General features: G+C 62.4%; 23 protein-coding genes. 2 read left to right on the plus strand and 21 right to left on the minus strand.

Annotation, left to right across the window (positions count from 1 at the left end):
• Window positions 1-9: 9 nt before the first annotated feature.
• The 10 genes from F3J24_RS17820 to F3J24_RS17870 form a co-directional block, all read right to left on the minus strand.
• The gene (locus F3J24_RS17820) at window positions 10-2259 is read right to left on the minus strand and encodes a portal protein (RefSeq protein WP_167009236.1); all 2250 of its coding nucleotides are present in this window, start codon (window positions 2257-2259) and stop codon (window positions 10-12) included.
• Window positions 2259-2741, minus strand: coding sequence for a hypothetical protein (locus F3J24_RS17825; RefSeq protein WP_167009238.1), 483 nt, complete (start codon window positions 2739-2741; stop codon window positions 2259-2261). The genes F3J24_RS17820 and F3J24_RS17825 overlap by 1 nt, the downstream gene beginning before the upstream one ends.
• A complete protein-coding gene (locus F3J24_RS17830) occupies window positions 2738-4186 on the minus strand; it encodes a terminase large subunit domain-containing protein (protein ID WP_167009241.1) in 1449 nt (482 codons plus the stop codon). The genes F3J24_RS17825 and F3J24_RS17830 overlap by 4 nt, the downstream gene beginning before the upstream one ends.
• Window positions 4176-4835 (minus strand): hypothetical protein, encoded by a 660-nt coding sequence (locus F3J24_RS25175; protein WP_370527741.1) that lies wholly within the window; start codon window positions 4833-4835, stop codon window positions 4176-4178. The genes F3J24_RS17830 and F3J24_RS25175 overlap by 11 nt, the downstream gene beginning before the upstream one ends.
• A 130-nt stretch (window positions 4836-4965) precedes the next feature.
• On the minus strand, window positions 4966-5427 hold the full coding sequence (locus F3J24_RS24835) for a DUF2829 domain-containing protein (RefSeq protein ID WP_205244831.1): 462 nt from the start codon (window positions 5425-5427) through the stop codon (window positions 4966-4968).
• Window positions 5424-5918 carry a hypothetical protein gene (locus F3J24_RS17850; RefSeq protein ID WP_167009247.1) on the minus strand — a complete coding sequence of 165 codons (495 nt, stop codon included), beginning with the start codon at window positions 5916-5918 and terminating at the stop codon, window positions 5424-5426. The genes F3J24_RS24835 and F3J24_RS17850 overlap by 4 nt, the downstream gene beginning before the upstream one ends.
• Window positions 5915-6526: a lysozyme gene (locus F3J24_RS17855; RefSeq protein ID WP_240154359.1), complete on the minus strand. Its 612-nt coding sequence runs from the start codon at window positions 6524-6526 to the stop codon at window positions 5915-5917. The genes F3J24_RS17850 and F3J24_RS17855 overlap by 4 nt, the downstream gene beginning before the upstream one ends.
• Window positions 6523-6825 carry a holin gene (locus F3J24_RS17860; RefSeq protein WP_012838663.1) on the minus strand — a complete coding sequence of 101 codons (303 nt, stop codon included), beginning with the start codon at window positions 6823-6825 and terminating at the stop codon, window positions 6523-6525. Before F3J24_RS17860 ends, F3J24_RS17855 begins: the two co-directional genes overlap by 4 nt.
• 150 nt (window positions 6826-6975) lie before the next feature.
• On the minus strand, window positions 6976-15735 hold the full coding sequence (locus tag F3J24_RS17865) for a PLxRFG domain-containing protein (RefSeq protein ID WP_167009250.1): 8760 nt from the start codon (window positions 15733-15735) through the stop codon (window positions 6976-6978).
• Between the two features lie 126 nt (window positions 15736-15861).
• Complete coding sequence (locus F3J24_RS17870; protein ID WP_167009253.1) at window positions 15862-16989, minus strand: hypothetical protein; 1128 nt, start codon at window positions 16987-16989, stop codon at window positions 15862-15864.
• A gap of 204 nt (window positions 16990-17193) precedes the next feature.
• On the opposite strand from F3J24_RS17870, the gene F3J24_RS17875 reads away from it, so the two are divergent.
• Window positions 17194-17397: a hypothetical protein gene (locus F3J24_RS17875; protein WP_167009256.1), complete on the plus strand. Its 204-nt coding sequence runs from the start codon at window positions 17194-17196 to the stop codon at window positions 17395-17397.
• Window positions 17398-17888: 491 nt separating this feature from the next.
• Here F3J24_RS17875 and F3J24_RS17880 read toward each other — a convergent pair whose 3' ends face one another.
• Window positions 17889-19061, minus strand: coding sequence for a tail fiber domain-containing protein (locus F3J24_RS17880; RefSeq protein ID WP_167009258.1), 1173 nt, complete (start codon window positions 19059-19061; stop codon window positions 17889-17891).
• Between the two features lie 130 nt (window positions 19062-19191).
• On the opposite strand from F3J24_RS17880, the gene F3J24_RS17885 reads away from it, so the two are divergent.
• Complete coding sequence (locus F3J24_RS17885; RefSeq protein WP_167009261.1) at window positions 19192-19605, plus strand: hypothetical protein; 414 nt, start codon at window positions 19192-19194, stop codon at window positions 19603-19605.
• A gap of 3 nt (window positions 19606-19608) precedes the next feature.
• On the opposite strand, the gene F3J24_RS17890 is transcribed toward F3J24_RS17885, so the two are convergent.
• From F3J24_RS17890 to F3J24_RS17935, 10 genes are all read right to left on the minus strand, one after another.
• Window positions 19609-19785 carry a hypothetical protein gene (locus F3J24_RS17890; RefSeq protein ID WP_167009264.1) on the minus strand — a complete coding sequence of 59 codons (177 nt, stop codon included), beginning with the start codon at window positions 19783-19785 and terminating at the stop codon, window positions 19609-19611.
• Between the two features lie 122 nt (window positions 19786-19907).
• On the minus strand, window positions 19908-20093 hold the full coding sequence (locus tag F3J24_RS17895) for a hypothetical protein (protein ID WP_167009266.1): 186 nt from the start codon (window positions 20091-20093) through the stop codon (window positions 19908-19910).
• Window positions 20093-20284, minus strand: a complete 192-nt coding sequence (locus F3J24_RS17900) for a hypothetical protein (RefSeq protein WP_167009268.1) — start codon at window positions 20282-20284, stop codon at window positions 20093-20095. The genes F3J24_RS17895 and F3J24_RS17900 overlap by 1 nt, the downstream gene beginning before the upstream one ends.
• A complete protein-coding gene (locus F3J24_RS17905; RefSeq protein ID WP_167009271.1) occupies window positions 20284-20883 on the minus strand; it encodes a hypothetical protein in 600 nt (199 codons plus the stop codon). Before F3J24_RS17905 ends, F3J24_RS17900 begins: the two co-directional genes overlap by 1 nt.
• Window positions 20874-21131 (minus strand): hypothetical protein, encoded by a 258-nt coding sequence (locus tag F3J24_RS17910; RefSeq protein WP_167009274.1) that lies wholly within the window; start codon window positions 21129-21131, stop codon window positions 20874-20876. Before F3J24_RS17910 ends, F3J24_RS17905 begins: the two co-directional genes overlap by 10 nt.
• Entirely contained in the window at window positions 21128-21688 is a 561-nt protein-coding gene (locus F3J24_RS24970) for a DUF1064 domain-containing protein (protein ID WP_370527742.1), read from the minus strand. The genes F3J24_RS17910 and F3J24_RS24970 overlap by 4 nt, the downstream gene beginning before the upstream one ends.
• Window positions 21688-22467 (minus strand): hypothetical protein, encoded by a 780-nt coding sequence (locus F3J24_RS17920; RefSeq protein WP_167009280.1) that lies wholly within the window; start codon window positions 22465-22467, stop codon window positions 21688-21690. The genes F3J24_RS24970 and F3J24_RS17920 overlap by 1 nt, the downstream gene beginning before the upstream one ends.
• Window positions 22460-23389 carry a helix-turn-helix domain-containing protein gene (locus F3J24_RS17925; RefSeq protein WP_167009284.1) on the minus strand — a complete coding sequence of 310 codons (930 nt, stop codon included), beginning with the start codon at window positions 23387-23389 and terminating at the stop codon, window positions 22460-22462. The genes F3J24_RS17920 and F3J24_RS17925 overlap by 8 nt, the downstream gene beginning before the upstream one ends.
• Window positions 23386-24117, minus strand: coding sequence for a phage regulatory protein/antirepressor Ant (locus F3J24_RS17930; protein ID WP_167009287.1), 732 nt, complete (start codon window positions 24115-24117; stop codon window positions 23386-23388). The genes F3J24_RS17925 and F3J24_RS17930 overlap by 4 nt, the downstream gene beginning before the upstream one ends.
• Window positions 24114-24557, minus strand: coding sequence for a hypothetical protein (locus tag F3J24_RS17935; RefSeq protein WP_167009290.1), 444 nt, complete (start codon window positions 24555-24557; stop codon window positions 24114-24116). Before F3J24_RS17935 ends, F3J24_RS17930 begins: the two co-directional genes overlap by 4 nt.
• Window positions 24558-25045: the final 488 nt, after the last annotated feature.

Here is a 25045-nt window from a genome sequence, read left to right on the forward strand (position 1 = left end):
GTGGCTCCTTTACTCGGTGGGTACCGGTTGGGTCAGTGGTTGGGGTTGGGGCTGCGCCATGGGTGCGGCGTCAGCGGTCGCAGGGAGATTGATGCCGTCATCAGCCAGGCCGGCCGAGGAAGTGATTTCGTCGGCTGCTGGTGCGAGGCCGGGCTGGGCGGTCACGAGCTGGGCAGCTTCCAGCGCAGCCACCATGGCCTGCACCTTCTTCATCATGTCATCCACGCCCAGTTTCTTGATCTGAGCCTCCGCCAGCTGGATTTCGGCCTGCACCTTGGCAAGCTGGGAGCGCGCTGTCTCGCTGGCCATCTGCTCGGCTTCGGCTTGCTTGGCCTGCGCATCCTGGTCGGCCTTCATCTCTTCGGGTGTGGGCGGCTTGCTGGGGTCGCGCTGTCCGTTGATCTTGCGAATGCGCGCCACCCACTCTTCCTTGCCCTGGATGTCGGCTGACTCCACCACCAAGTCCAGCACGGACAGCACCACCTGGGGCGCATAAGTGGCGATCTGACCCAGCAGCCCGAACATCTGCTCCAAAGCTGCCTGGGCCATGGAGGAGCGGTAGTCCTGCGTATCCACGATGAAATCCGCTTCGCGCGCCGTGATGTCGTTGAGGATCTGGCCGGTTGCAGGGTCCACCTGGTTGATCGTCAGCCATTCAATGGGGCGCTGTCCCTCTCCCACGATGCGGATCACCTTTTCCTCGGTGTAGAACTGCTCGATGTGGCTCAGGCGCAGCTGGCCGGCCTGGCGGATAGCAAGCAGCAGGTTGTCGAAGAACTCGCTGGTGGTCAGCGATCCCTGGTCCTGCTTGGCGAGAATGGCGCGCCCGCTGTTGGCATTGGTGTCGCGCCCCAGGTTCTCATCGGTCACACCGCCGGCATTGCGAATCAGCTGCGCATCCTGGGCAGCCAAGGCCACATTGGCCTCGAAGTCGCCCATGTTGTTGTCGAACTTCAGTTCCTTGTTTGGATTCTTGATGATGATGCCGTCCGGCCGCGCAGCCTCATCGCGCAGGTCGTCCCAGTCGTCGACTGCGCCCTTTTCCGCAATGATGCGGTTCACACTCAGTGCATACAGGGCCTTGGAACGGCGCTTGTTCAGGTCATCCTGAATGTCGCGCATGCCGCGCCAAGCGCCATAGGCCAAACCGTCGCGCGCACGTCGATAGCCCCAGATGGGCACCATCAGAAAGCGGTTGTGCTTGAACGGGCTGGCCATATCCAGGCAGGGCGCGTCCTTGGTGCCGAGCATCAGGCGCATGCGGAACTTCACGGCCTCATACAGGCGGGCGCGACCCTGGGACTGTTCGAAGACGTGGCGCGGATCTGCCGGGTTAAACATCTTGCCAGCGAATGGACCGTCCGCGAACACCGGCACCCGCTCAGGGATTCGGTACCAGCTTTCCAGCAGTTCGACCGAGCGGCGGCTGCTGTTGTCGTAGTAGCCAGCCCGGGACATATAGGCTGCGCGCGCTCCGTAGATGCTGCTGGCCGTACCCCATTCCGTCTCGCTGGCGCTGGTCAGACGCTCACCCAGGTACCAGATCCCGTCCGGATCCACATCGTCGTGACGGCCGGCTTGGGATAGCAGATGGTCGCGGCTATCGGGCAGCAATGCGGCCGCATAGTCCAGATCCACCACACGGCGGCGAAACAGATACCGCGCGTCCACGTTGTAGTCGATGTTACGGCTATGACTGTCGCGGTAGACGTTGCGCCAATCCTCCCAGCCCGAATAGATCAGCTCGGCCTCGGGGTCGCGGTTGGCTCCTTCCTCCAGCCAGCTCAGGCCTGCAGTCACGGCCTGGCGGAAGGCGCGGCTGCGGTGCCACTGGGTCATATTCACGTCGTCCGTGTACTTGATCAGCTTGGTCTTGACCTCGGCCATGGCCTCGTCGTCGCGCTCGCGGGGCAGCACCTTGTAGTCCTTACGCATGCGCTTTTGGGTACCGCAGATCCATTCAATGGTCTGCCTGCCTTCGTTGAAGACCACCGGCGCCTGGCCGCGCTCCATCACCTGCTGGGCATCTTCGGGCTTCCACTGCAGATGATCCTGGTAGTCCTCATCGATCTGCATCTGCTGGCGTTCCTCGCCCTGTCGCTCGCTCTCGTACTTGAGCAGCTCCATCAGCGTGCGATGACGCTGCCTGGTCAATTCGTCATTGCCCGCTGCCGCGCGCTCGGCGGGCTGCTCTTGATCGGCGTTGCTCGAGGAGTCTGCTGCTCGAGCGCTGGTTGGAATGTCGCGTACTTCAAACATCACAGCACCTCGCTATGCAGGTCCTTGCCATAGGCCCGGGCCGTGACTTCGATGCCCATACGGTGGCGCTTGACCTCCAGACTGCTTGGCTGCTCCAGTGGCATATCCACCAGATCCGGCATGCCCTCGCAGATGATGTCCAGCATGCGGCGGATGCTGCTGCGGTCCGTCATCGTGAAGCCCATGGTTTCGGCCGCCAGCGCTGCGGTCTTGATGAACTGCGGCGTGGGGCTGCCCTTGGCATCCACATAGGCGTAGGCATTGCGCTGGGGAATGACATAGGAGCCAGTCTCCATGCGTCGGAAGGCCGGAAACAGCACCATGCAGGGCTCAGGGTCCCCGTCTGCTGTCTCGTCGCCGGCGGCGCGCAGGTCCAGCCACTGAAAGCTGCAAACCACATCGCCAAGAACACGCTGGCGCCAGGCGCGCTCGCCGCCCAGCTCGACCATGGGAGTGCCGCGCGGGCCGAGAATTGAGGTCATGTCACCCTCCAGGACAGTTTGCGCCGCGCTTGACCGGCGGCACGGGGTTTGACGGCGGCCAGACCAAGCCCCGTCACAATGAGATAGCGCGTCGCATCCATGGCGTGGTCGTCCTTCTTGACGATCTGCCCCTTGTCGTCGCGCCGGTAAATGCGGTACTCGTTCAGCCAGTCGTGCATCGACTTGAAGACCTTCAGGCGGCCCGTGCTCATGCGCTCCCAGACCTGATACAGGCCCGACTCCACGCCGTTGTGGGCTGGGGTCAGCTGCAAACCCAGGTTCACGTAGTCGTTCAGCAGTTGCTCGCCGTCGCGCTGGCTGCGGCCGCGCGATGCCGGATCGATGGCACCCGGTATCCAATCGCCGCGCGCCTTGATCGATGCCGCATGCACCGATGGCTCGGCCTGGCCGCGATAGTGATTGCTGTAGAGGTACACAATGTCCGAGTCGCGGTCGTGCGCGCCCCAGACGGCAGCTGTGCGATTCCAGCCCACATCCATGCCATAGGCCCGAGGCCAGAAGTCGGGGATCTGGAAGTCCGGCACCACGATGTCGCTCTCGGGTACCGGGTAAATCGCGCCCGCGCCCAGAGCTGGCACGCCCTTGGTCCGCGCATCGCGCTGGTGAGGCATCAGGCGCGACAGCAGCTTGGCCTTGGCCTCTTCGGTCAGGTGGGGCACATCGTCCCAGCCGCACTGCACCACCGCGCGGCCGATCACCTTGCCCTCGGGGTCGGGCGATGTCAGCTGCTGCACCAAAGCCGTCAGGCCAGACAGCGGCGTGAACGTCAGCATGGAGATACCTTCGCGCGTCATCAGACGCACCTGGCCCTCCTCGTAAACGTCCTCGGGGCATTCCTCATCCGCCCAGAAGATGTCCAGCTCAAAGCCCTGAAAAATCTCGCGCCCCTGCACATAGCTGCGCATCCACAGCTCAGACTCGCCACCGCTCTCGTGGCGGATCATCGCGCGCTCGACAGCTCCCTTCACATGGGTGCGGGACACGATGCCCGTGATCGCATCCCCAGGAATCAGGCCTGTACCGAAGTTCTCCGGCTTGTCGGTGGTGGAGCCCAGCAGCTTGAGCTGCAGAATGTCGCGTGTTGTCTCGTGCGTATCGCCGGAGATCAGCGCGCGCACTGGCTTGGTGAAGCGATGGCCTGCCCACCACCAGGGATAGCGCCCAGTCAGGTGATAGGCCAGCTCGGTACCGGCGGCCATGGTCTTACCCACACGGTTGCCGGCCATAAACACCCGCTCGCTGCAGGTCGCGCCCAGCTCAAAGAACTCCACATGACGGGGATACAGCGCACGGCGCAATGCTCCCGTGTCCGGGAACATGGTTTCGAGCATGCGAGTACGCCGGCGGCGCTCGAGCTCGTCCAGCAGACCGCCCAGCTCGATGCGCTGCTCTGGGGTGAGGTGCAGAACGGAGTCAGCCAGCATCGCCGCCCTCCGTTGGTCCCACAGGCACGATGCTGGCTACAGAGACACCCAGCTTCGCCAGGCGCTGCAGCAGCACGTCATCACTCATCACCTTGTGGTCGACAGTCCCCTCGACCTGCACTTTGTCGCCGTACACGCGCGGTTTGAGCTTGGCGGCAATCCACTTGCGTGCATCCACGCGCAGCTTGTTGCGGGCTACGGCGGTCTTGTCGAACATGACGGCCACGGTGTTGCCGCTCATGTCCGTTACCGGCTGGTATTCGCACTCGTCCGAAATCGCCACGATTTCGTCGGCCAGCTTGTCCGATCGATCCTCGCGCGCACGTGCGTACATCTCGGCGCGTGAGCTGTCGGCGTTGATCCAGTCCAGCATCGTGGTGTAGGCAAACTCGTGCTGGCGGCAGAAATCGGCCATGTGGCCGCCTTCCAGAACGAATGCCAGGAACTGGTCAAGCGCACCAACACCCGACGACCACTTCTGAAATGGCGTCAGGGGCTTGGCTGCTTTCTTGGGGGGAGTGGTCTTTGCGGCCGCAGGCGGCTTCTTGCTGGAAGCCGGGGCCTTGAATGAGGCAGTACGGGCGCGTGTTGAGACTGGCTTCGTGGCCGTCTTGGCGTTTTGATCAGGTGACGCGCGCTTCTTGCTCAAGTCCTGTCGTTTGCATGCCCTCTATTGGGCGCGGGCAATGAAACGACAATTCGTTGAAAACTTCAAGGGGGGTCGATCAGCCCACGCCGACCCCCTCACGAGGGCAGCAGGCATGGGCGGACCGTTTGGCTCAGAAAGCTGAAATGCGCTCACCCAGAATCACAGACAGCTCGTGCATCACATCGAGCTGGCGGCGCATGCGGGCCTGCTCGTCGTTCTCCAGCTCGCGGAACAAGGCATTGCGCAGAATGAACTCGTCCAGCCTCGTGATTCGAATGTCCAGCTCTTGCTTTTCATCCAGTACGCGCTGCTGGTGGCCTGGCAGCGTGCAGCCGACTACCTGCCAGTCTTCGGCCAGTGTGTCGTTGATGCTCGGTGCCCAGGTGCTCACCGTCTCGTCCACGTTCTTGAGCGCCAGATAGGCCGCGTAAGGAACCATCGCGCCAGCGCCGAAATGCTCCTTGGCCGCGCCGGTCTGCACCGGGTAGCTGGCAGCAGGCACGAGATAGATAAACAGGCCTTTGCCGTTCCAGCCTGTGCGCTGCAGGCGCTTGCCTAGCTTCAACTCCTTGATTGCGTCACCGAAATTCATTGAGGGTTCTCCTTGGTTTGGGGGATCACTGGCCAGGCTGCGCGGCAGGTTGCTGCATCAGCTGCGTGGCCATCAGCTCGGATTGCCAGCTCCGTGTATCGCTGGCTGCACTGTCCGAATACGTGGTTGAGGGAACGGGCGTACTCAATGAGGGCGGCGGGGGAAGCGTCGGCAAGTCGCTGCTCGGCATCGGACAGCTTGTGCTGCATGCCGTCACGCTCACGGCGAGCACGATCAGCAGCAGCCTGCAAGCCGGCCTGCTTCTGGATGGCTTCATTCAGGGCTCCTTGGTATTTGTCGTTGATCGTGCGTTCCACGGCCAGCAAGCGCCGGCCGGCGGCCGTGCGTTCATCAGCGATCTGCTCGCGGTACTGGCTTGCCTGCAGACGTTCGTCGGCCAGGTCCGCACCCAGACGGGCCTCCTGGAAGTACCAGACGCCAGCAGCTGCGATAGCGGCGGCTGCGATGTGAGTAAGCGCCCTTGCTGTCATGGCAGAACCCCGGCCATGAAGTGCCCATCACGACCCCAGCTCGAGCACAGCTCGGCTGTCGTGCCGCGCCGATCCACCAGCCCGGCCAGCACGGCGCTCTTGCCGTTGACCGTGCCGCGCACCCATTTGGGCATCTGAGCGCAAGCACCATCCAGATCGCCGGAATTGGCGAGGGTCCGCATCGTGCTGCCGGCCACGTTCGCCTCGCCCAGGTTGTAGATCATGTCTATGAGGCTTGCCTGCACCCACACGTTGTAGGTGCCCCAGTGACGGAACATGCGCTTTGCTGCAGCTTCGGCCGCTAGGTACATGGGCAGCTCAAGCCGCATGCAATCGGTCTGGGTGTAGTAGCGCCCGGCCACGACCTGCGGGCCAGTCACCCCATTGCAGACCGTCAGTGGCATGCCCTTGCCCACCTTGTCCACGTAGGGAGTGCCTATGTGACGGCCGCTGCTCTCGTAATAGGCCCCAATATCCATGGCGAGCAGCACCGCCTCGGATGGCTGTGGCTCACCGGGCGGCAGCATGCTGGCAGCGCCAGCCCCCAGCAGCATGATGGTCAGCGCGGTTTGCACCAGGCGCTGCTTGAGTGTGGCGGGCATCGTCATAGCTCCACCTCCACTTCCCGATCCGGGCAGGCTGGCGTAGCTGTGGGAATGCCTGTGGTACGCATCAGCTTGATGCGCAGCAGCTGCTCCTCGCGGTTCAGGTCAGCCTGGGCCACGGCGCGGCGATTGGCCTCGCGCTTGTAGTACCAGTTCACCAGCGCCCCGATGATGGCCACTGCCAGGCCCAGAATGCCGATTGCGTTGGAAGAGGCCACCCAGCCGAAGAAGCTCACAATGGCGCCGCCGCCGGTGGTCCGGTTGCCAGCACTCGCCATCAGCTCAATGGTTTCGTTTTTCATGCTGCAGCCCCTCCTGTATGAGAGGTTGCGGCATGTCCGTATGCGGCCGGCGCCGTTGTGTGTGTGATGGGCATCGAGGTTCCTTGGTAGGAACCGCACGCCCCGGGCAGTGAGTGTGTGGGCGGATTATCTTCACGCCCACACCTCGGATCAAGGGGCTGTTGCGCCCCCTTGCGCTTCCGCCAAAGATTGGCGCACGCTCGCGCGAATCGACTTGGGCGCAGCTGCTGCAACGCGCTCGGCCTTGGTCTGGCGCATCTTGATCACACGGCGGCGCACGGCCAGCATGTCGATGGTCAAGGGGCTCTCTGGGTTGCGGCGGTTCCAGTTGCGCATGCGCTCCCGAATCTCCCCCTGCTTATCACCATCCTTGTCATAGACGGCCTGGGCCATGTCAGCAGTCAAGCGTTCCTTCATGGCGCGGTTCTGCCCAATCAGGTTCTGCTCGGTGGCCGTGGCCTCCTGCGTCTCCGCTACAGACTTGGGCTGGAAGCCGACAGCCTTCGCCACCGCCTCGCCCAGCGTCACATCGATGACCTTGCGGCCCTTGCTGTCCTTGTAGACCCCGCTGTCGGCCATGTCCAAGCCCTTGGCTGCATTGCGCACGGCGGTGGGCGATACCTCGAGAGCAGCGCCAGCAATATCGCCTGTGAGCGCCTTGCGAGCGCCAGTGGCTGCACGCTGGATCAAGTCACCCGCCGGTCCGATGATTTCCACCAGGTCCCGGCTGTGGTCGCGCTTCTCGAGGAACAAGCCGGTACCGGGGATGAGGTTGCCCATGCCCAGGCGGCCAGAAATATCGATTGGTGCGCCAGGCAGACCCGACACACCCTGCTCGATGAACTCGGCCAGATCCTTGCCCAGCACGTCCTGCATCAGCTGCTTGCGCCACTGCTTGACGCTCATGCTGTAGCCCATCAGCTGCCCGCCGGCATCAATCAGGTCTTCAACGTCTTCAGCGAACGGCAGGCCGCCGGCGCCGCCCATCAGCATCAGCATGGCGATTGACCACCCCACGGCGCGCTTGCCCTCCTTGCCGCCTTGTGTCCACATGCGCTGCATCAGCTCCAGATAGGACACGCTATAGGTCTTGAAGGTAAACAGCGTGCCCCCGATGGTTCCCCGTGCCCATTGCGGTTTCACGGCCTTGGAATAGACAAACTGGGTATCCAGCACCGCCTTGCGTGCGAACGCGGACGGGTTCTGGATTCCCTGCTCCTTTGCCAGGCGGTAGGAAGCAATGAAGGTGCTGCGGCGGTTGAACTGCTCGGCCAGGGCGAACGGCTGACCCCATGCCACCTTGGTGCGCTCCCATGCATTGGCAGCCGTTGCTCGAGCATCCCCCGCAGCGGTCCCATCACCAGCTCGCAGCGCGCCAGCGCCACGGGCCTGGGCCATCAGCTGATGGATTTCCTGGGGGCTGACCACGCCGTCGTCTTCGGCAGACTGCAGGGCCTTGGCAAGGTCAGCCTCATACTGGAAACCCTTCGTCCCCATGTCCTTGAGCGCGCGGGCAAGCTGCGCCCCGGCCTTCTTCATGCCGCCGTACTGGCTCAGCCAGGGCAGCGTGACCTGGAAGGGCTGGGTCATGTTCACGAATGCGGAAGCAAGTGAGCCGCCCAGGTACTGAGCAAACAGCATGCCGCGCACGGCCTGCCCCTCTTCCTGGGGGTCCTGGATGTAGCTGCGCAGGCCCATGGCAAGGTCGCGCAGTTCACCCTGCTGCTGCGGGATGGCAGCAATGGCTTTCTCCATTTGCCCAGCGTTCAGCCCTTGCGCACCTGCCCGTGCATTGGAGTAGACAAAGTTCGCCACCACCCGGCCCACGTCTTGGCTGTAGCCCGCCGTACCCTTGCGATGGATCAGACGCTTGAGCGCGCTGTGATTGTTCTTGGTGATCTTCAGGTACTCCTGAAACGCTTTGTCCTGGGCCTCATTGCCCTGCGATTTCAGGCCAAGCATTTCACCGAACTGCTCCAGCGTCTCGGGAGTCACACCAGCAAACAGCTTGAACGTCTTCTCTGTCATGGTGCCCTGCTCCACCTTGGCGCCTGGGAAGGTCAAGCGGAAGTCGCGCGCGGCTGTGTTGGCCTCGCGGATCGTCTCGTACATGCCGAAGTACTGGCGCTCGCCGGCGGCGTCCACCACGTCCACCGTGTAGCGCCCGAAGCGCGACAGGGGGGCATAGCCGGCATGCTGCAGGTCGGTTGCCATATCCAGGCGAAGGCGTACATCACGCTGCATTCCCGCCAGGCGGTCGCGGTTGTCGGGGTTGGCTTTGGAGTCCTGCTCCAGGGTATCCAGCAGCAGCTGGGCCGCGCTATCCATGGACGGCTGCTCGAGCACGGCATCACGCATGGCGGCATATTCATCGCCCAGGGTTCGCATCATGTCGGCGCGAGCCGTCATGTCGATAGAGCGATCAATGGCCGCGCGTGCCTCGCGGTACAGACTGATCTGATCCGGGGTTGCGCCAAACTGAGATTGCAGCTCTTTATCACTCCAGACAACACCAGCCTTGAGAATCTTGCTCTCAAAACGGGAGTCAATCAGCTTTTCATACTGCTGCGCGGGCAGGCCTTGCCACATGGCGAGCACGCCGGCGTCGATCCGGTTGGCCTTGAGCAGCATGGCTGCCTTGTTGTGCACGCCCAGGTTCGCGTACTTCTTGGTCAGATCCTCCACCAGGGTGGCCTGGCCGTTGATGTCGCGAGCCCACAGCAGGGTCCCCTCAAACAGAGGGCGGGCCACGGCCTTGTTGTCAGCAGCAGATACCGGGCGCTTGCGGTTCTTGCCCAGAATGTCCCCCATGCTGTCGACTCGAGGCAGGATGCGCGGCGCTTGGTCGGCGGCATCGTTGGCGAGCATGCTCACATCGTCGATGTTCTGCTGCGCGGATTCGTAGACGGGTTTGAAAAACGGGTTGCGCTCGGCCAGATGGCGCATGGTGCCCACGGTCTTGTCCCACATGGAGACTTTGCCGGGGTGGCTCAGGATGCTGTCGAGCTGGGTAAGCGCGCTGTCCTTGATGTCGGCCAGGCGCGAGCGGCTGAAGAGCGGGCCGTCTTCTAGTGAGCCTTGGCCAGCATTTCCTTGATCTTCGCCAGCGCGGCCTCGGTGTCCTTCTGCAGAGATTCGATCTCGGAGTCGGTCAGCCGGTTCGTAGCGCGCGAGATAGCGGGCTTCCGACTCGGTGAGCGAGTCGAAGCCGTAGCCGGTGGCGGCTCGGAATTCGCTTTCGAGGTCACCATGTTTTTGTCGGAGAGATGCCAGAGATTCTGCAGAGGGCTGAATTTTTGCACTGTACTGCTTGCCGGTCAATGCAATGACCCCGGCCACGGTCCCGCCACCTTCCCGAATATGACTGGCCAGCGCCGCGAACGTGCCGCCCTGGGTGAGAGTATCGTCCACAAGCAAGTAGGGCTTGGCTTCCACCTTGCCGGCGAAGTCCACGGGCGCAAAGATGCGATCTAGCCCGTCCATGCCAGTGCGGTGAGCACGATTGGCCTGCACGATGGCTCCAGAAGTGGACAGCCCCAGACGCTGGGCCAGCACCCCGGCTGCTGCCACAGGGATTCTGTTGCGCCCTGTGGCCTCCTCGGCCGCCACTGGTACCACCACGGGCTTGGTATCCCCAATCGCTGCACGCACCTTAGCCACCAACTCGGGAGTCACGATGTCTTGGGCAAGGCGAAAGGCGGCCTCGATGTCCCCGGCCTTGGCCGCTGCATAGTCAGGATGCGAGGAGGCAGTGCCCAGTGTGCTGCCGATGATGGCATCAGGAATCACTGAATCAGAGGCGGAGCGGCTGTAGAAAATGCCCTGTGCCTGCGGGCCTACCAGTTGACCCGGCTGCCGTAGAGCTTGCTCCAGTAGTCCGGATCTTTGGCCGCCCTCTGCGCGTAGAAGGGTGTTGAGGAGAATGCCTCTTTTAAGCGTTCGCTCCCCTGCGCCTGCCGCTCGCACTCGGTCAAACTTAGATGCCCACCCTCGTAACACCTCATCAGAAAGGGGTGCGCCTTGAGAGTTTCGGAAGGTTCCGGTTTTGAAGTCGTAGCGAGCACGGCGGAATTCTGGGACGTGGGCAGAGATGGAAGCCAGCGACACATCAATCATGCGCTGGACATTGCCAATCGTATCACCCTGCTTCCATTTCAGCGCAGGGATGCCCAGCTTCTCATCACCCCGCACTTGGCGCGCGTGAGGCTGCATGTGGTCCGTGCTGCCGTGCTTGATGGCAGACGAGAGCATGGCCTCCAGACGGCGGCGCATCGCAATGTCCGACAGCCCTGCCGGATCACCGATGAACACCTTGTTGTCACTTGCCGCATAGTCCATCAGCGCGGAGTAGATCGCGTTGCCACCGCCCCCTTCATCCAGGCGGCTTACATCCAGCCAGAAATCGTCCCCCTTCTCGAAAACGAAGAAGTCTCGCCCATTGCCCGTGCGGAACAGCAGCTTGGTATCCGCGCCACTTTCCTGACGCTCATCCATGGCTGTCACATCCCCCACGAACTTGATAGAAGGATCGACTTGGCGAAGCGCCGCCTCTGCCGAACCAGCATGCACCATGGGGTAAGCGTACAGTTCATCCACCTGGGAGAGTTCCGCCATGAACTCGGCGGGGAAGGTGTCCAGCTCCGGCCGCGTGCTCCGGCTGAATGACGGGACATTCTGCTGTCCAGCGCCAGCACCACGCTCCACCCAGCCGCGCGCCGGGAGGATGTAGGCGCGGATGATTTCCTCATCCGTCACTCGCATCTTGTTGAATCCCGGTACATGCTGGCGCAGCCAGGAGCGGATCGCAGCCACTGCTCGGCGCACAAAGCCCATTTCAGGGCGACTTTGCGCCCACTCGGCCAGCACCTCCTCTGCGGCCTGCAGACGGTGGGCCGGCTTGTCATAGTCCAGGCCGTATTCGGCGGCCTTACGGCGCACGTCCCCACGGCGCACGGCCACGATCTGTTCGAGCACGCTGTCCAGTCCGGTACCGAACACGCCGCGCAGGCCATGGTGGCCCAGCGCCTCATGCATCAGCACCCGGGCCACATCCTTGTCGGTGTGCAGCTGACTGGCCAGCAGATAGGCCTTGCCGCCGTAGTAGAAGCCCTCCGGGTCGCCATCAGCCCCTCCACTGCGCTGCGCTTGGTCGGCCCGGCGCGCGGCTGCTGGGATTGCAGGATCGGCCATGTCGTACACCACCGTGACCTCGGGGCCGTTGGCCCAGCCCGCACGAATGGCATCTACGGTCTTCTGTACCGCACTCACTGCCTGAGCCCTGGCCTCGGTCATGGGCTGGCCGTCGTTCATGGCCTGCAGGAAGCTCGCCACATCAAAAGCCGCACTGGCCAACTGCTCAGCCTCCTGGCGGCGGAAGCTGGGGATAGGCTTGCTCTCCTGCTCCAGTTTCGCTGACTCATTGGCTACTTGTTGATCCACCGGGGCACTGCTAAACCGCCCACCGCGCAGCAGTGCCGGTGCATCACTGTCAGCGCGCGCCAAGGTTTGCACAATGAACTGCTCCACCTCCGTCTGCGTCATGGCCCGAATCCGCTGCCCCACCCCCTTCAACCCCAAGCCATCCGCCCAGCGCGCCAAACGGCTCGCCATACGCCGCGCCCAATCGACCATAGGTTTGGAGCCGATGCCATCGCGCTCAGCAACCAACTCCTCGGCCAAATCCGACAAAGACTCCTCCACCGCCAAAGCCTGCCAGTTATTCACCGGCATTGAGGCCTTACGACTCAGGCCATCAGCAGTCCGCTTCCAGCGCTCGGCATACTTGCGCACCGTAGGGTCCGTCAAAAAGCCCAGCATCTTCTGGATGTATGCTCCCTGCTGAACCGACTTACTGAGCCCCAGATGAAAAACCTCGTGGACTACGACTCGGAAGACTTCAAGCGGATCGCTCAGGCTCTCGGCGAAAAGGTAGACCTTCCCGTTGCTGGTGGCACCCATTGGTATCACCGACGGAGGGACTCGCAGCCCGGACTCGGAAGCCTTCCCAAACGTCTGCAACCGAACTTTCGCACCTACCCCCAAGTCCTCAAGGATGCGGTCCGCAATGGCCTGAACCTCCTGCACCGACATACTCTTGGCCGGCTTCGCCGAGGCAGTTGAGAACACGGCCTCTTCACCATCATGCTGTGACGACACAGGTGCTGGAGCTGCAGAGATAGTCGCACTGGGCGAAGCCTTCACCGCTGCCAGCGCCTGCTCCACCGGCGCATGCAGCACAATGGCCTTGACCTGCTTGCCTTCCTCCGCTGCCGCGACTGCCTGGTGGTGGCCGTCGATGATGTGGCCATCGCTGGAGACAATCACCGCGCGGTCGCCGGCTGCGCTCTTGGCGGCTTCCACCTTGGACGGCGAGTATTCAGCCTGAGTAGGCTTGAGCTGGACCGCATCCACGGTCGTGGTCTCATGGGCAATGCCCTGGGCATTCAGGTGCTTGACCAGGCCGCCATGATTGGCCGTGGGCACCTGGGGCATCTCGGCGCGTGGGATACCCAGTGTGCCAGTCTCTGCTGCGAATGGCTTTTCATCGCCCACAGGCTGCGCGGCAGGCTTCGGCGGCGCTTCTCCGGGGATTGGCTTTTCTTCGTATTTCTTTTGCTGCTGAGCGGATGCAGCCTCTGAATTCATAGCAACCAGCACCTTCTCGCGGTTGCCGGCACTCATCTTTTCCCAGGGCTTCCCCTCCAGGCTCTGGCGGATGACCTTTGCCATCTTGGGCACGGCCGCCAGCACAGCGCGCTGCGCATCCGGCTCCATGGCATCCCAGCGAGCGCCAGCGTCCTGATCGGCCTGTGCCACCTGCTGGCGCTGGGCGTTGCCTTCACGGGCGATTTCCACAGCCTTCGCCGTTGCCTCCTGCTCGGCCGACTCCTCCACCTTGGGGCTTGGGGGTGTGATGGGTGCGGGGCCGTCCGTGTTCTGCACCTGACGCACGACATAGCCGCCGTCCACCTTCACAGGCTCCCAGCCAGCGCCAGCTGCCTGAGCCGCTTTCACCGCTGGCAGCTTGACCGTAAAGGGCTTGCCCTGCTTGTTCAGGATGTCCGGGGCGGCCTCAGCCAAGCGCGCGGCGCGGTCTTCCAGCGCGGCCAGTTGCGCCTGAGCATTGCCTTCGCTTTCAACCTGGTCAAGCTGCGCCCTGGCCGCGGCAGCCTCCTGCTGGGCCTGCTGGATATTCTTCAACCGGCGCTGCTCGTTCGCTTCCTGAATGTCTGCCGGGCCACCCTTGGCTGCATGCTCGGGCAGCTCCGTGGGGTTGGTGCGATATTGACGACCCGCCCAATCGGCGGCTCGGGCCTCCGCTTCTGCAGCCTGGTCATTCAGATCCGCCATGCGCTGGGCAGGCGAGAGCAGATCCAGTTCCTGCTGCAAGGCCGTGCGCTGCGCCAAGGCCTCATTGGTCCAGCCCTGCGTGCGCCCCATCTGGCTCAGAAAATCCAGATGCTCCTGGATCTGGCCGGCGCGGGCCTCTGCAGAAATCTCCCCAGTATCAGCGTCAACCCGATGTGCAGAAACATCTGGCTGATCATTATTTTGAGCGTCAAGGGTCGGGAATGCTGGCGCCGCCTGCTGGGACGCTGCCGCCCCCAGATTGGCTGCACGAGACAACGCGCCGCGCACCGGCACCACAGGAGTGGGCACCGGCTCTGGTGGAACGAACCCGGGTGAATGCGGAACGGGGGTCACATCCAGGATGTCCCCAGAATCCAGCCGCTGCCGGCGCGCTGCCCGGGCTTCCAGATCCTGCTGTGCCTGCGCATTGCGGTCTCCGCTGGTAATTGCGTTGCCTGCGCCATCCACCTGTATCACGGGAGCGGGCAGCGCCAGCATTTCCGGATCAGGCAGAGGCGCTTGCCTGGGAACCTCGGTCATGTCCACAAAACTGCCGTCAGCGCTTCGCTGCAGCACCGTATTGCGGTCGTCTGCCGTCCTGGCCACACCAGTGCCGTCCACCGTGATCGTGGGAGCAGGCAGCGCGAGTGGCCGGGATGGTGCACCAGACTCCGCTGCGCGATGGTTGATCGCCTCGTCCAGGGGATTGCCAGCTGGCTGGCCTGCAGCATGCCCACCAGTGAACAGCGAAGTGCCAGCGCCCGTCATACCTCCCAGCGCCGCGCCCATGCCGGCAGCTGCTGCCACCCCCTTGGATGGGTCGATGCTCGGATCAAAGGGAACAGCCGCGCGCTGGCCCTCGTATTGGGTAACACCCTCTTCCACGGCCTCCTGGGCGGCCTCGCTCAGGCCTGTCTTGGCTGCACGCCCAGCAGCGTTGCCGCCAAACCCCTTTGCCCCCGCCAGCAGCTTTTCAGCACCGAACGCACCACCAGCACCACCCACCAGTGCAGGAATCACGCTGGCTTGGCGTGCTGCGGCCGTAGCCTCTTCCTCCGTCGCCCCGGCCTTGATAGCCAGGTCATAAGCGGTACCGGCGGCATCACCGCCAGCCATGGCAGCGCCCGCAGCGACACCACCGGCCCGGCCTGCGCGCTCGATCCCCTTGGCGCCCAGACCAGCAGCACGGCCGACCATGCCCGCGCCCTTGACTGCCACACCGGGTCCCACAAAGGAACCTGCCGCCTGAGCAGCAGCCAGCAGAGGGTTCTCGGCAATGTAGCTGCCAACCGCCCCCAGCTCACCCATCACCCCATCGGCGTTTTCCACTCCCTCGCGGAATTTCTTCTTTGAGGCCTTGACCACATCGCTCTGGGACTCCTCACCGGCCTGGATGATGTTCTTATCAATCCAGCCCGATACCGCGTTGCCCGGCTTGATGAAGTTGGCCGCAGACGACAATCCACCGGCGGCCGCATTGGCCGCCTCAATCACCGTGTCATTGGCAACGGCCATCAGGCCGCGACTCTTGGTGGGCTCCGGCTCCTGGGTTGAGTCCATGCTGGGCATGGCTCTGTACGGGCCATGCCGCGTTCCGAAATCGCTGTACGCCTTCAGTGCCGAATCGAAATCAGAAAACTCAAGGGGTGTGCTTGATGCTTGTTTCTTCTTTGCCATAAAGCTTCCTTACTTGAGGCGACGGTCATAGAAGGGGGCGGGACTCTTGGGTGTCATCCAATCGGTCAGATCCCGCAAATCCTCGGAGGGGGTCGCAGCCCGCTTTACCGCTGGCGCCACCTTCGTGGGCGCCGCAGGGGCCTTTGTGGTTTGCGGTGATGCAGCCTTCTTCGGCTCCGCGACGGGAGCGAGCCGCGGGTCAATCCGCGCCATGACCTCTGCCGGCATGCCCTGAGCCAGCCCGGCCGCGCGTACAGCCTCCATCTGCTCAGGCGTCTTTGCGAGCCTGGCCATCGCTGCAAAGTGCTCCTCGTTCAGCCGCTGTACGTTGCCCCGATAAAAGGACTCGCGAACCTCCCTCACATACTCTTGGACCATCTGCGCTTCTTGCGCAGTCGTGAGCGGCTTGCCGTTGGCTCGCGCATCCTCTGCCAATTTGGCAGCGCGCTTCGTGCCTTCATTTAGCGCCGTTTGAGCGTTGTACCCTTCATAAAGGTCGACGCCAGATGCAGCTCCGGCCTTGCCAGCTGCTTTGCCGGAGGCAATAGACAGTTGCTGATTGCGGGCGCTGATGTCCGCATTAACCTTGCGCTCGCTCAGGGCGAAGGTGCGGTCGCTGTTCGCCTGTGCACGCAGGGCCTGGGCATCGCGGTGCAGGATGTCCATGTACTGGATCGCATCCAGTCCCTGCCAATAAGGCATCACGGCACGGGACAGCGCCTCCTGTGTGTTCTCAACGGCCGCGCCCATCAGGTTCTTCTTGCCCTCGCTATCCAGGGTGTAGAACTGCACCTTGCCATCTTTGCCTGTGTCGAAGCCCACCTGTGCGCCGTTCACCAGATTGGAGCGGTCAAAAAAGCTCTGCAACCCGGCCGCACCGCCGCCCATGGCTTGCATCAGGCGCGCGTTCGCATCCTTGGCAGCCCGGGCCTTGATGCCGTCGTCCAACTGCATCCGCGCCGCTTGGCCCTGCGTCATATTGCGCTCCACCTCCAGAGCCTTGTCCACTTGCCCTGCGCCGCGATAGGCCGCCACAAACCGGGCATTTGCAGCCTCAGGGCTGGAATACTCCTTGGCAGCCGCATTCGCCTCGGCTGCGGAATTGAAGGTCTTGTTCACCCCGCCTGGCGCCACCATGCGAAACACCTGCGGCGCAGCTGGTGCTGGCGATTGGTTGCCCAATTGGCCTGCGATAGGCATGGCCGCTGCGCTCTGCGCTGCAGGCAGGCCGGTCGATCCCAATTGCGCCGCAGAAATCACTGGCTGCTGGCGCAGAGGGGCAGGGATAGGAGGGCCTGCGCTCTGGTCGCCCACATCCCCCTCCACAACTTCAGCAGAAGCTTGAGCATTCTTGAGGTTGGTATTCAGCGTATCCGCCTCTGCCTGCTGCTTTCGCCAAACATCGCGCTGTTCGTTTTGGAAGGCCTGGTCTTCTGCTTGGCGCTGGCGATCCTCTTCGACTCCTCGCTGTTTCAGATAGCCAGAACCTGCGCCAGCCAGGAAGGCAATGATCGGACTCGCCATGTGTTTCCCCTGTATGCCTAGAGCGCACACAGTTGGCCCCGGCGCGGCCAATGAAACGACAGTGCAGAGCCAGATTCAAGGGGGTATGAGTGCTGCGGCTCTGCTACATTTCTTCGCACAGGAGGAATGAGAGGATGAGAGCTTTTCAAATAGCAGCCGTTTTGGCTACATGCGCAATGTTCGTTGGCTGCGCTTCCGTGCGTCAGGCCGATCTTGATGCATGGAAGGGCATGCCAGTTGAAGCCCTCGATACACACTCTTTATTTGCAACCATGCCCATGACTCGGCGCTTGACTGAGTCTGGTATCGAGATGCGTAACTACTCCAATACGGTGCGCACATCCACATGCACGGGCAACGCGTTCACTGCACAATGCTTTAGCAGTGACGATGGCTGCAACAATCTCTTCTACATCCGGAATGGAAAAGTGATTGAGTACGCTCCTACGGGCCAATGCATGACTGATGACTCAGTTAGACCGCAAAAGCGCTTTTCCACGCTATCGCAATCTTCATGATTTATCAGCAAGCGCGGCAACAAATGGCTTGCTGCTTTGCTTGCTTTTATTGCGAGCTCCGCCAGCGCCCACTTGGCCTGCGATGCTGTCCACTTTTTTCGATAGCTCTTGCACTGCGCCCATTACCAAGCCATTCGCATTGATGAGGTCAATGCCTTTCCCGCCCGGCGCAACAGCGTCCCCGGCACTTCGCTGCAAGTCCTGTGCCATCGGCCCAATATGGGCCTTCCCGCCATCGGCAGCAGCCGAGCTTTCCTGATAGCGCCATAGGGCCACTGGCGTTTTCAGTACGGCATCAAGTGCCTTTTTTGTTGACGCAGGATGAATGTCCTGCTTCTGGTTCCTGTCAGATGTCTTAATTGGCCGGCCCACATAGGCTGCACCAACCATTCCCGCGGCACTTCCCAAGGCGCCAAACAGACCATTACTGGACGAGTCTGCTGCAATCTGCGTCTGACTGATCTGGTTGTACGTATTTGCAGCACCAGCCAGCCCAGCCTGGGCACCCGCATAGCCCGAATTCAGAATCCCCTGCCCGCTCGATGCCGCTCCTAGGCCGGCATTAGCGCTGCCCACCGCTCCCGCACCGATCTGAGAGGCAATAGAAGCATTCGTACCCTGAGCGCTGGCAATATTTCGCCCCAGGTTTGCCGCGTCCATCCTGCGCGCATAGCCCTGCTGCTCTACGTTGCGCATGGCTTGGTTGGCAGCGCCGGCCTGCGCCTTGGCTGCACCAATATCCATAGCCCCCTGCATGGCCATCACCTTGCCACTGGCAGGATTCACGCCTGATCGCTCCATCGCGCGCATCGTGGCTCCGCGCTGGGCAGCAATACTGGTTGCAACATCCGCACTCGCGGATGCTGCCTCGGCCGCGCGCCGCTCTGGCGTGTCGTAGTTCTGGGCATCCGCTACCAGCTTCTGCTCAAGCGGTCGGTAGGTGTTCGTGTAGTCCTCGTAGCCCGCCTGAGCGACCTTGTTCTGCAGATTCTGGGCATCCAGTTGCGAGCGAGACACCTGGTCTGCAATGGCTGTGGCCTGGGCACGCTCCCCGGCCGTCTCGCCGTAAATCTGCTTGGCCCATTCCAACTGCTCCTTGGACAGTTGGGCCTGCATCAGCGCAGCCGCATTCGCGCCAGAGTTATCGACCTTGGTGCTTTTCCCCATCGCTAAAACTCCTTCAGCGCACCACGCGCTCGTAGCAGGCGATGAAACGACAGTGATGCAGGGATTTCAAGGGGGTGTCGATCCACCCACCTGATACATTTACTAACAACAAGATAGAGAGGGAAATCGAGTGTCTTTCTTTAAGCGTGTGTCAGCCGCCTTCAACTCAGAAATCAATTCGTTCACGAATATTCTTCAACGCCAACGCGGAATGCAGATCGGCCCCAATGGCTCTGCCCAAGGTATTTTTTATAGACTGGGCATAGAGGCGGCAGGTGATGCAATGTCGCCGGAAGCCGCACTCGCTGGCATTCTGAAGGAATGGACCTCTCTCAGAACATGGCCACTCGATACGCAGGTCTCGCTGATTGAGGTGCGAGTGTTGGGCAACAAGTACGTGGCCCCGGACTCAATTACGACCCTTGAGGAATGGTTGGCTTGGCGGTTGCCCCTTGCATTTCCAAATCACAGCCTCACTGAAGTCAACGGCTGGTCCCCCGCCTTTTATTCATGGGCCATGACAAGGGCAAGAGAGCATTTTTAGCAATCACATCAGATCGGCTGGCCCGAAAGCCACAGCATCCAGCCGCGCCCCGGAAGGCAGTTCTATTGAATCCGTCTTCTGGTTGCCGACTTCATCACGCTCCAGCCGGGCCAGATACTCCTTCAAGGCCTCGACCACTATGGGCTTGAGCCTCCCATCGCCCAGCGTTGGGTGATTCACCGTCAGTATCAGCGTGCGGCCTGGGTGCCGATCGCTTGCGTCCGCAAGAGCGGGGCACTCCTCGAGGCACGCCTGGGTATGTTCAATTCCTGAAAATTTCTGCTCTGGCATCTTGGGTCCCATTAACGTGAGCGAACGCGGGTGCCAGGCAAGCTGAACGGCAGCGCTTTGCCATGCTTTGCGCCGGCCTTGCGACGCGCCACCGGCTCCGGGCAGTTACCTTTAGAGCGATACAGCACATCAAATGCATTGCCCTGGCTGCGAGGGGTGCCGTCTGGCCAGTTGGTATTGGATTGGGATTGATTCATCAGAGCGCCTTTTTGCAATGGGCCAGGAGAAAGCGCAGCGTCAGTGTGTCCTCACGCGGCGCAAGTTGATCGTTCTCGTTCACTTCGCGGACAACGGCCTCGGGATTGGCGCCCTGCTCGATGCGGCGGACCTCCACAACCTTTCCGGACGGGAGAATGAAGCGCTTATAGATATGGGGAGAGTTGGCCATCAGTTTGTTTGTCTTGGGGATTCCTGCCACAGCGGCAGCTTCTTGGGCCAGAGCCCAGCTTTCAGGATTTGCTCGCGGGTGAAGCGGCCGGCCTCGATGCCGTACTCACGGTGGGCCTTGCGGCCGCCGGTTTCCAGCAGCCGGTAGTTGTCATAGGCCACATGGCAGCCCTCAATGCCAGGGCGGCTGCAGCACAGCGGGAAGCCGGTGCGGTCATCGGTCTTCAGGCCCAGGCCTTTGCCGTAATTCAGGTGGGCATGCTGGCTGTAGCCGCTGATGCCGCACCAAAAGCACGGCAGCTCGGCCACCAGGCGGCGGTAGGGCTCGCTCTCGATGGCATTCTCTTTCTGCACGGCTATGCCTGTCGTGCCCGGCCCGGGAGCCATGGTCACGTTCTGGGGCACCAAGTCGGCAGTTGCAAGGGCGCTCTCGATCTGACGGGCGGCGCGCTCGGCAAGGCGCTGCTCTCGGCTGTCAGCCTGGCCGGGCTCGTAGTAGTGACCCTCATCCTGGTCATCACGGTGCCCAGCGCCAGCCCAGCTGCCACGAGACTTGAAGCCCTTGCCGGGCTTGAAGGGGCTACGGCGCATCAATACCATGAGGGCCCCCAGTCGTCGACCAGCACGGTATCGCCGTACTCGTCCATCACGTAGATGCGGCGGGAGCCCACTTCGATGGGGTTGCCGCAGCGGTTTTCCATGGTGACGCGGTGCATGTAGCGGCCATCACTCATTCGGTCCAGGTGCGGCTTCAGCAGACGGGTGATCGTGGATTGGCTGGGTGGCTTGCGCTGGCCGGCCAGCGGCACGACCTTGCCAAAGAAGGCGGGGTTCAAAGGCTGGATCATTTGACCAACCTCACTTCCAGGCCCAGCAGAGCCTTCATCAGGTGGCGCTTGAGCTTGAACTCAGTGGTCAGCACGCCCTTCACGTCCTCGATCACCTCCGCGCCCTTCTCCACGTAGACGAAATCGGCCACATAGCGGATGGCTGGCTTGACGCGGCTAGCATCGGCAAACTTCACGGCCGGCACCAGTTCGTAGGCCACCTGGCGGCGCAGATCGCTGATTTCCCCAGCGCGCAGCTGCATGCACAGATGCCCCCAGCGGCGTGCCTCGGCCCTGCTGTCGAACTTCACCCCATCGGGGGTGACCGTCTTTTTGTTGCCGTACTTGGCTCCACCGGCTCCAGATCGCTTGGTTGCGGCTTGAACCCCAGGCGCTTGAGCTCGGCCCGCACCGCTTCCCGCATTCCCGGCCACAGCCCGTGACCATGTGTCACGGATTCCTCTTCCAACTCCGTAGCCCTGCGCCTTGAGTAGTGCCACCATCCCGGCGTCATTGCCAGCTGCACGAGATGGTCCCTGGCTTTTAGATAGTGTGGTGGTAGATCGTTTGGCATTCATCACCTGCTCCCCTGCTGGTAGGCCTGCACAGCGGCGGCTGCCTTGCGCTTCTCTTGGTTCAGGCGCATGCGGTCTGCCCTGGCCAGGACTTGGGCATGGGTGAAGCGGCCGGCCTTGCGAGCAAAGTGGTCGCGCAGCTTGGCCAACTGCTGCAGCGCGGTGCGTTCTGCTCCTGTTGGTGCGCTCTCAGGGGCTGGCAGCGCCAGCGCAGCGCGTGGTGCAGGCAGTTGCAGCTGGTGGCGCACATCCTCAGTCAATGCCTCCAGACCACCTGGCAGACGGCCGGCAGTCATGGCCTCCTGCAAAGCGCGGGTGCGCCCCTCGGGGTCATGGCCCAGGCTCACCTGCACGACAGGATGCTGGCGCAGGGCGCGGGCCTCACCGGTAATGCGGCCGTATGCCTCAATGAAAGCTTGGCGGGCGCCGAATTTGTCGCCAGCACGCAGCAGCGGCGCGGCCACGGCCCAGGCATCGGCAATCTCGTTCGTCCACACGATGGTGGCGCTGTCATCCGAGCTGGACAGTGCCAAGGCATAGGCCTCCGCCGGCAGCAGCCGGCCCATGGCATGGTCCACGTACTGCAGCACTGTGCCGGTCAGGATCTGCCCCTTGTGCTCGGCGCGGATACGGGCGAGGGCCATGCGCAGTAGTGACTTATCGATGTGAGAGAGGTCGGAGGCCAGCAGCGCAAGCGCGGCCGGGCGGATCTGCTGCCCAGACAGCTCCATGGTTGCGCCCAGCTCCTCAAGCAGCCAGTCGGTGTCATGCTCGTTAAGCATTGCCACCCTCCTTGCGCTGACGCGTCAGGCGCTTGGCTTCCTCGATAGCGTCAAAGTTGGCGCTGCTCTTGTCCGCAGCCTGCGCCGCCGTCGCAGTCACGGCCTGACCACGTGCCCACTGGGTGCGGTAACCCTCGGCCTGGTTGACCAGCACGCCCATGCCGTGGGAGTTCTTCACCACAAAGGCCTCGTTCACGTTCGACACGTACCACGCGGCCACCAACGGCGCTTCCTCATGACCAAGGCGCTTGACCAGCGCTTTGACGTTGGCATTCACCGGAGCGTTGCGAACGGGCTTGACCCCATAGCGCTGCTCAAACGCGAGGCTGTAGGCAGCCCAGGTTTCCCGGCAAGCGGCCTGCAGTGCGGTTTCTTCGGTGTTTTCAGGTTGCCCTGCCCCGACGCGGCCCGGCTGCGAAGCAGGCGGGGATGGTTCATTGGCGGTTAAGTGACGGTTCAACTGATGATTTGGGGGCGGCATTTGCCCCTCCAGACCTGCGGCATCTGCCGGGGCTGGGGCGGCATTTGCCGGGGGTACTGCGGCATTTGCCGGGGGGGCGGCATCTGCACCCGGGGCGGCAGCCGCAGGGGGGGCGGCATTTGCCGCCACATCGGTTTTGCGCTTGGTGGTGCGCTTACTCTCCGCCGGAGCCTTGGCCGGGTCAAAGCGCTTGGGGCAGACGGTGTAGCTGGTACTGGTGTTGTGGCGGTACTCGCGGAACACAGCGCCAGCCGCTTGCAGCCAGGCCAAGGCATCGCGCACAGCGCGCTCGGACAGGCAGGTACGTGCGGCGATGGTCCCGACTGCAGGCCAGCACACGCCATCGTCGTTCGCTTGGTCAGCCAGAGAAATGAGGACAGCCTTCTGGCTCGGGCTCATGCCCTGCAAGGGCCAGCAGGCGGCCATGATGATCGTGCTCATGCGGCACCTCCTGTCTGTGCCGCTTTAACCTTGTGCGTGCCCCACAGGCCCGCAATCCACTCCACCCCCTTTGGGGTGAACTTGTAGTGAACGAAGGCGTGCGAAGTCTCGCCGTGCTCTGCTCTGCCCGTCTTGGCCTCAAAGCGGCCGTTGTGCATGTGCTCTGCGCGCGGCGTGAGCGGTCCTTGTGGCGTGGTGCGGTACATCAGCCCGCGCTTCAGCAAGAAGTCGGTGAACTCGTTCAGCTTGGCGCCAAGGACTTTGCACACCTCACGCACACCCATGCTGCCGGTGCCAGGCTGCACGTAGCGCTCCACAAACTCCAACTTAGGCGCGGCCAGCGCCAGCTGTGCCTCAGCCTCGATGCGAGCCTGCTCTGATGCCATGGCCAGCTTGAGAATGTCCATGCGCGTCAGCTGTGCTGGCGCTGCCTGCTGGGCCTCAAGCTCCTGCCAGCGCTTGACCACCTTCATGCGTGCCACCGGGTCGTAGCCCAGCAGCAGGGTCAGGCTGGTGTCCTTGTCCAGCAGGTACTCGTCGTATGTCTGCCCGTTCTGGGGGTGTATCCAAGGATGGATAGACCCCCCGAACATAGTCCCCAGCTGTCCATGCATGGCGCGCAGGTCGCGCATCACATGAAAGTGATCCTTGCCGGTCAGCTCCGCAATCTCGCGGCTGCTCATGGTCAGCGGTACCGCCACCGGGGAAAGTGTCGAATTCAGACTCATCGGCCATGCCCTCCGAATTCGGGGGCCTGAGCGTGGCCTACCAGTGCCTGCAGTCCCTGGCTATGCTCCGCTTCATGACTCCGCTTTTCCGCAACCATTTGCCAGTAGGGCTTCTTCCACTCCAGCACATAGATGGCATCGCGGATGCGCGCGGAAGTGTCTATCTCCATCAGAGCGCAGCTCCTGCGGAAACGGTGGAAGGTCACTTCATCGACCTTCGTCTTCAATTCGTGATCCAGCTTGCCCAAAGGACCAGCAATGCCACGGGCAAACATGGGCGTGTGCTCGTCCCCGGCCAGATGGGCAATGGCGTGATCCAGCACCTCCTGGGCGTCGTCCGGGGGAAGCCCCTGCAGCGCATTGAGCACGGCCCCAAGAGCTTCTTTTTGAGCGTTGGACAGGTGACCGAGTCGCGCTATGCGCTTGGTGGTGTCAGTCATGGCCGCCCACCTCCTTTTCTTGGGTGGATGGCTGGTTCAGATCGGCGGGTGGGCGGAGCCAGTCGTAGTGCAACTGCACGGCCGGGGGAATTCCTCGGCGCTTCCAGTTGTTGACGCGACGAGATCCATTGAGTGAGCGCCAGCCGAGTCGATTGGCAACAGCGGTGCTTCCACCAAGACGATTGATCAGTTCAGTAGCTGGTGCATTCATACCAGCGATTAAACACCATGTTCGCCACTATCGCAACAGCATGTTTAAACAATTAGTTTAAAAATCACTGTTATGCATCCAGTAACCGAACGCATTTACCAGGCCGTAGCCCATATCACCGGTAAGTCCGACATCGGGCCTACGGACGTCTCCCAATTTTTGGGGCTAGCCAACTCCCAGACCGCAAAAAACTGGGAGTCTCGAGGCCCCTCCAGCGACGGCCTTGTGGCCGCTGCAGAGCGGGGAATCAGCGTGAAGTGGTTACGACAAGGCACCG

Source organism: Comamonas sp. Tr-654 (assembly GCF_011752915.1).
In the GTDB taxonomy this organism is placed as follows: Bacteria; Pseudomonadota; Gammaproteobacteria; order Burkholderiales; family Burkholderiaceae_C; genus Comamonas.

Excerpts from the sequence above, each read along its gene's own strand:
- F3J24_RS17870 (WP_167009253.1), bottom strand. The coding sequence starts at position 16,989 with ATGGTGGCGCCAGGCGGGGTGAACAAGACCTTCAATTCCGCAGCCGAG.
- F3J24_RS17850 (WP_167009247.1), bottom strand. The coding sequence starts at position 5,918 with ATGACAGCAAGGGCGCTTACTCACATCGCAGCCGCCGCTATCGCAGCT.
- F3J24_RS17820 (WP_167009236.1), bottom strand. The coding sequence starts at position 2,259 with ATGTTTGAAGTACGCGACATTCCAACCAGCGCTCGAGCAGCAGACTCC.
- F3J24_RS17865 (WP_167009250.1), bottom strand. The coding sequence starts at position 15,735 with ATGGACTCAACCCAGGAGCCGGAGCCCACCAAGAGTCGCGGCCTGATG.
- F3J24_RS17925 (WP_167009284.1), bottom strand. The coding sequence starts at position 23,389 with ATGAGCACGATCATCATGGCCGCCTGCTGGCCCTTGCAGGGCATGAGC.
- F3J24_RS17910 (WP_167009274.1), bottom strand. The coding sequence starts at position 21,131 with ATGATCCAGCCTTTGAACCCCGCCTTCTTTGGCAAGGTCGTGCCGCTG.
- F3J24_RS17905 (WP_167009271.1), bottom strand. The coding sequence starts at position 20,883 with ATGGTATTGATGCGCCGTAGCCCCTTCAAGCCCGGCAAGGGCTTCAAG.
- F3J24_RS17900 (WP_167009268.1), bottom strand. The coding sequence starts at position 20,284 with ATGGCCAACTCTCCCCATATCTATAAGCGCTTCATTCTCCCGTCCGGA.
- F3J24_RS17895 (WP_167009266.1), bottom strand. The coding sequence starts at position 20,093 with ATGAATCAATCCCAATCCAATACCAACTGGCCAGACGGCACCCCTCGC.
- F3J24_RS24970 (WP_370527742.1), bottom strand. The coding sequence starts at position 21,688 with ATGAATGCCAAACGATCTACCACCACACTATCTAAAAGCCAGGGACCA.
- F3J24_RS24835 (WP_205244831.1), bottom strand. The coding sequence starts at position 5,427 with ATGAATTTCGGTGACGCAATCAAGGAGTTGAAGCTAGGCAAGCGCCTG.
- F3J24_RS17860 (WP_012838663.1), bottom strand. The coding sequence starts at position 6,825 with ATGAAAAACGAAACCATTGAGCTGATGGCGAGTGCTGGCAACCGGACC.
- F3J24_RS17920 (WP_167009280.1), bottom strand. The coding sequence starts at position 22,467 with ATGCTTAACGAGCATGACACCGACTGGCTGCTTGAGGAGCTGGGCGCA.
- F3J24_RS17880 (WP_167009258.1), bottom strand. The coding sequence starts at position 19,061 with ATGGGGAAAAGCACCAAGGTCGATAACTCTGGCGCGAATGCGGCTGCG.
- F3J24_RS17930 (WP_167009287.1), bottom strand. The coding sequence starts at position 24,117 with ATGAGTCTGAATTCGACACTTTCCCCGGTGGCGGTACCGCTGACCATG.
- F3J24_RS17830 (WP_167009241.1), bottom strand. The coding sequence starts at position 4,186 with ATGCTGGCTGACTCCGTTCTGCACCTCACCCCAGAGCAGCGCATCGAG.
- F3J24_RS17855 (WP_240154359.1), bottom strand. The coding sequence starts at position 6,526 with ATGACGATGCCCGCCACACTCAAGCAGCGCCTGGTGCAAACCGCGCTG.
- F3J24_RS17825 (WP_167009238.1), bottom strand. The coding sequence starts at position 2,741 with ATGACCTCAATTCTCGGCCCGCGCGGCACTCCCATGGTCGAGCTGGGC.
- F3J24_RS17935 (WP_167009290.1), bottom strand. The coding sequence starts at position 24,557 with ATGACTGACACCACCAAGCGCATAGCGCGACTCGGTCACCTGTCCAAC.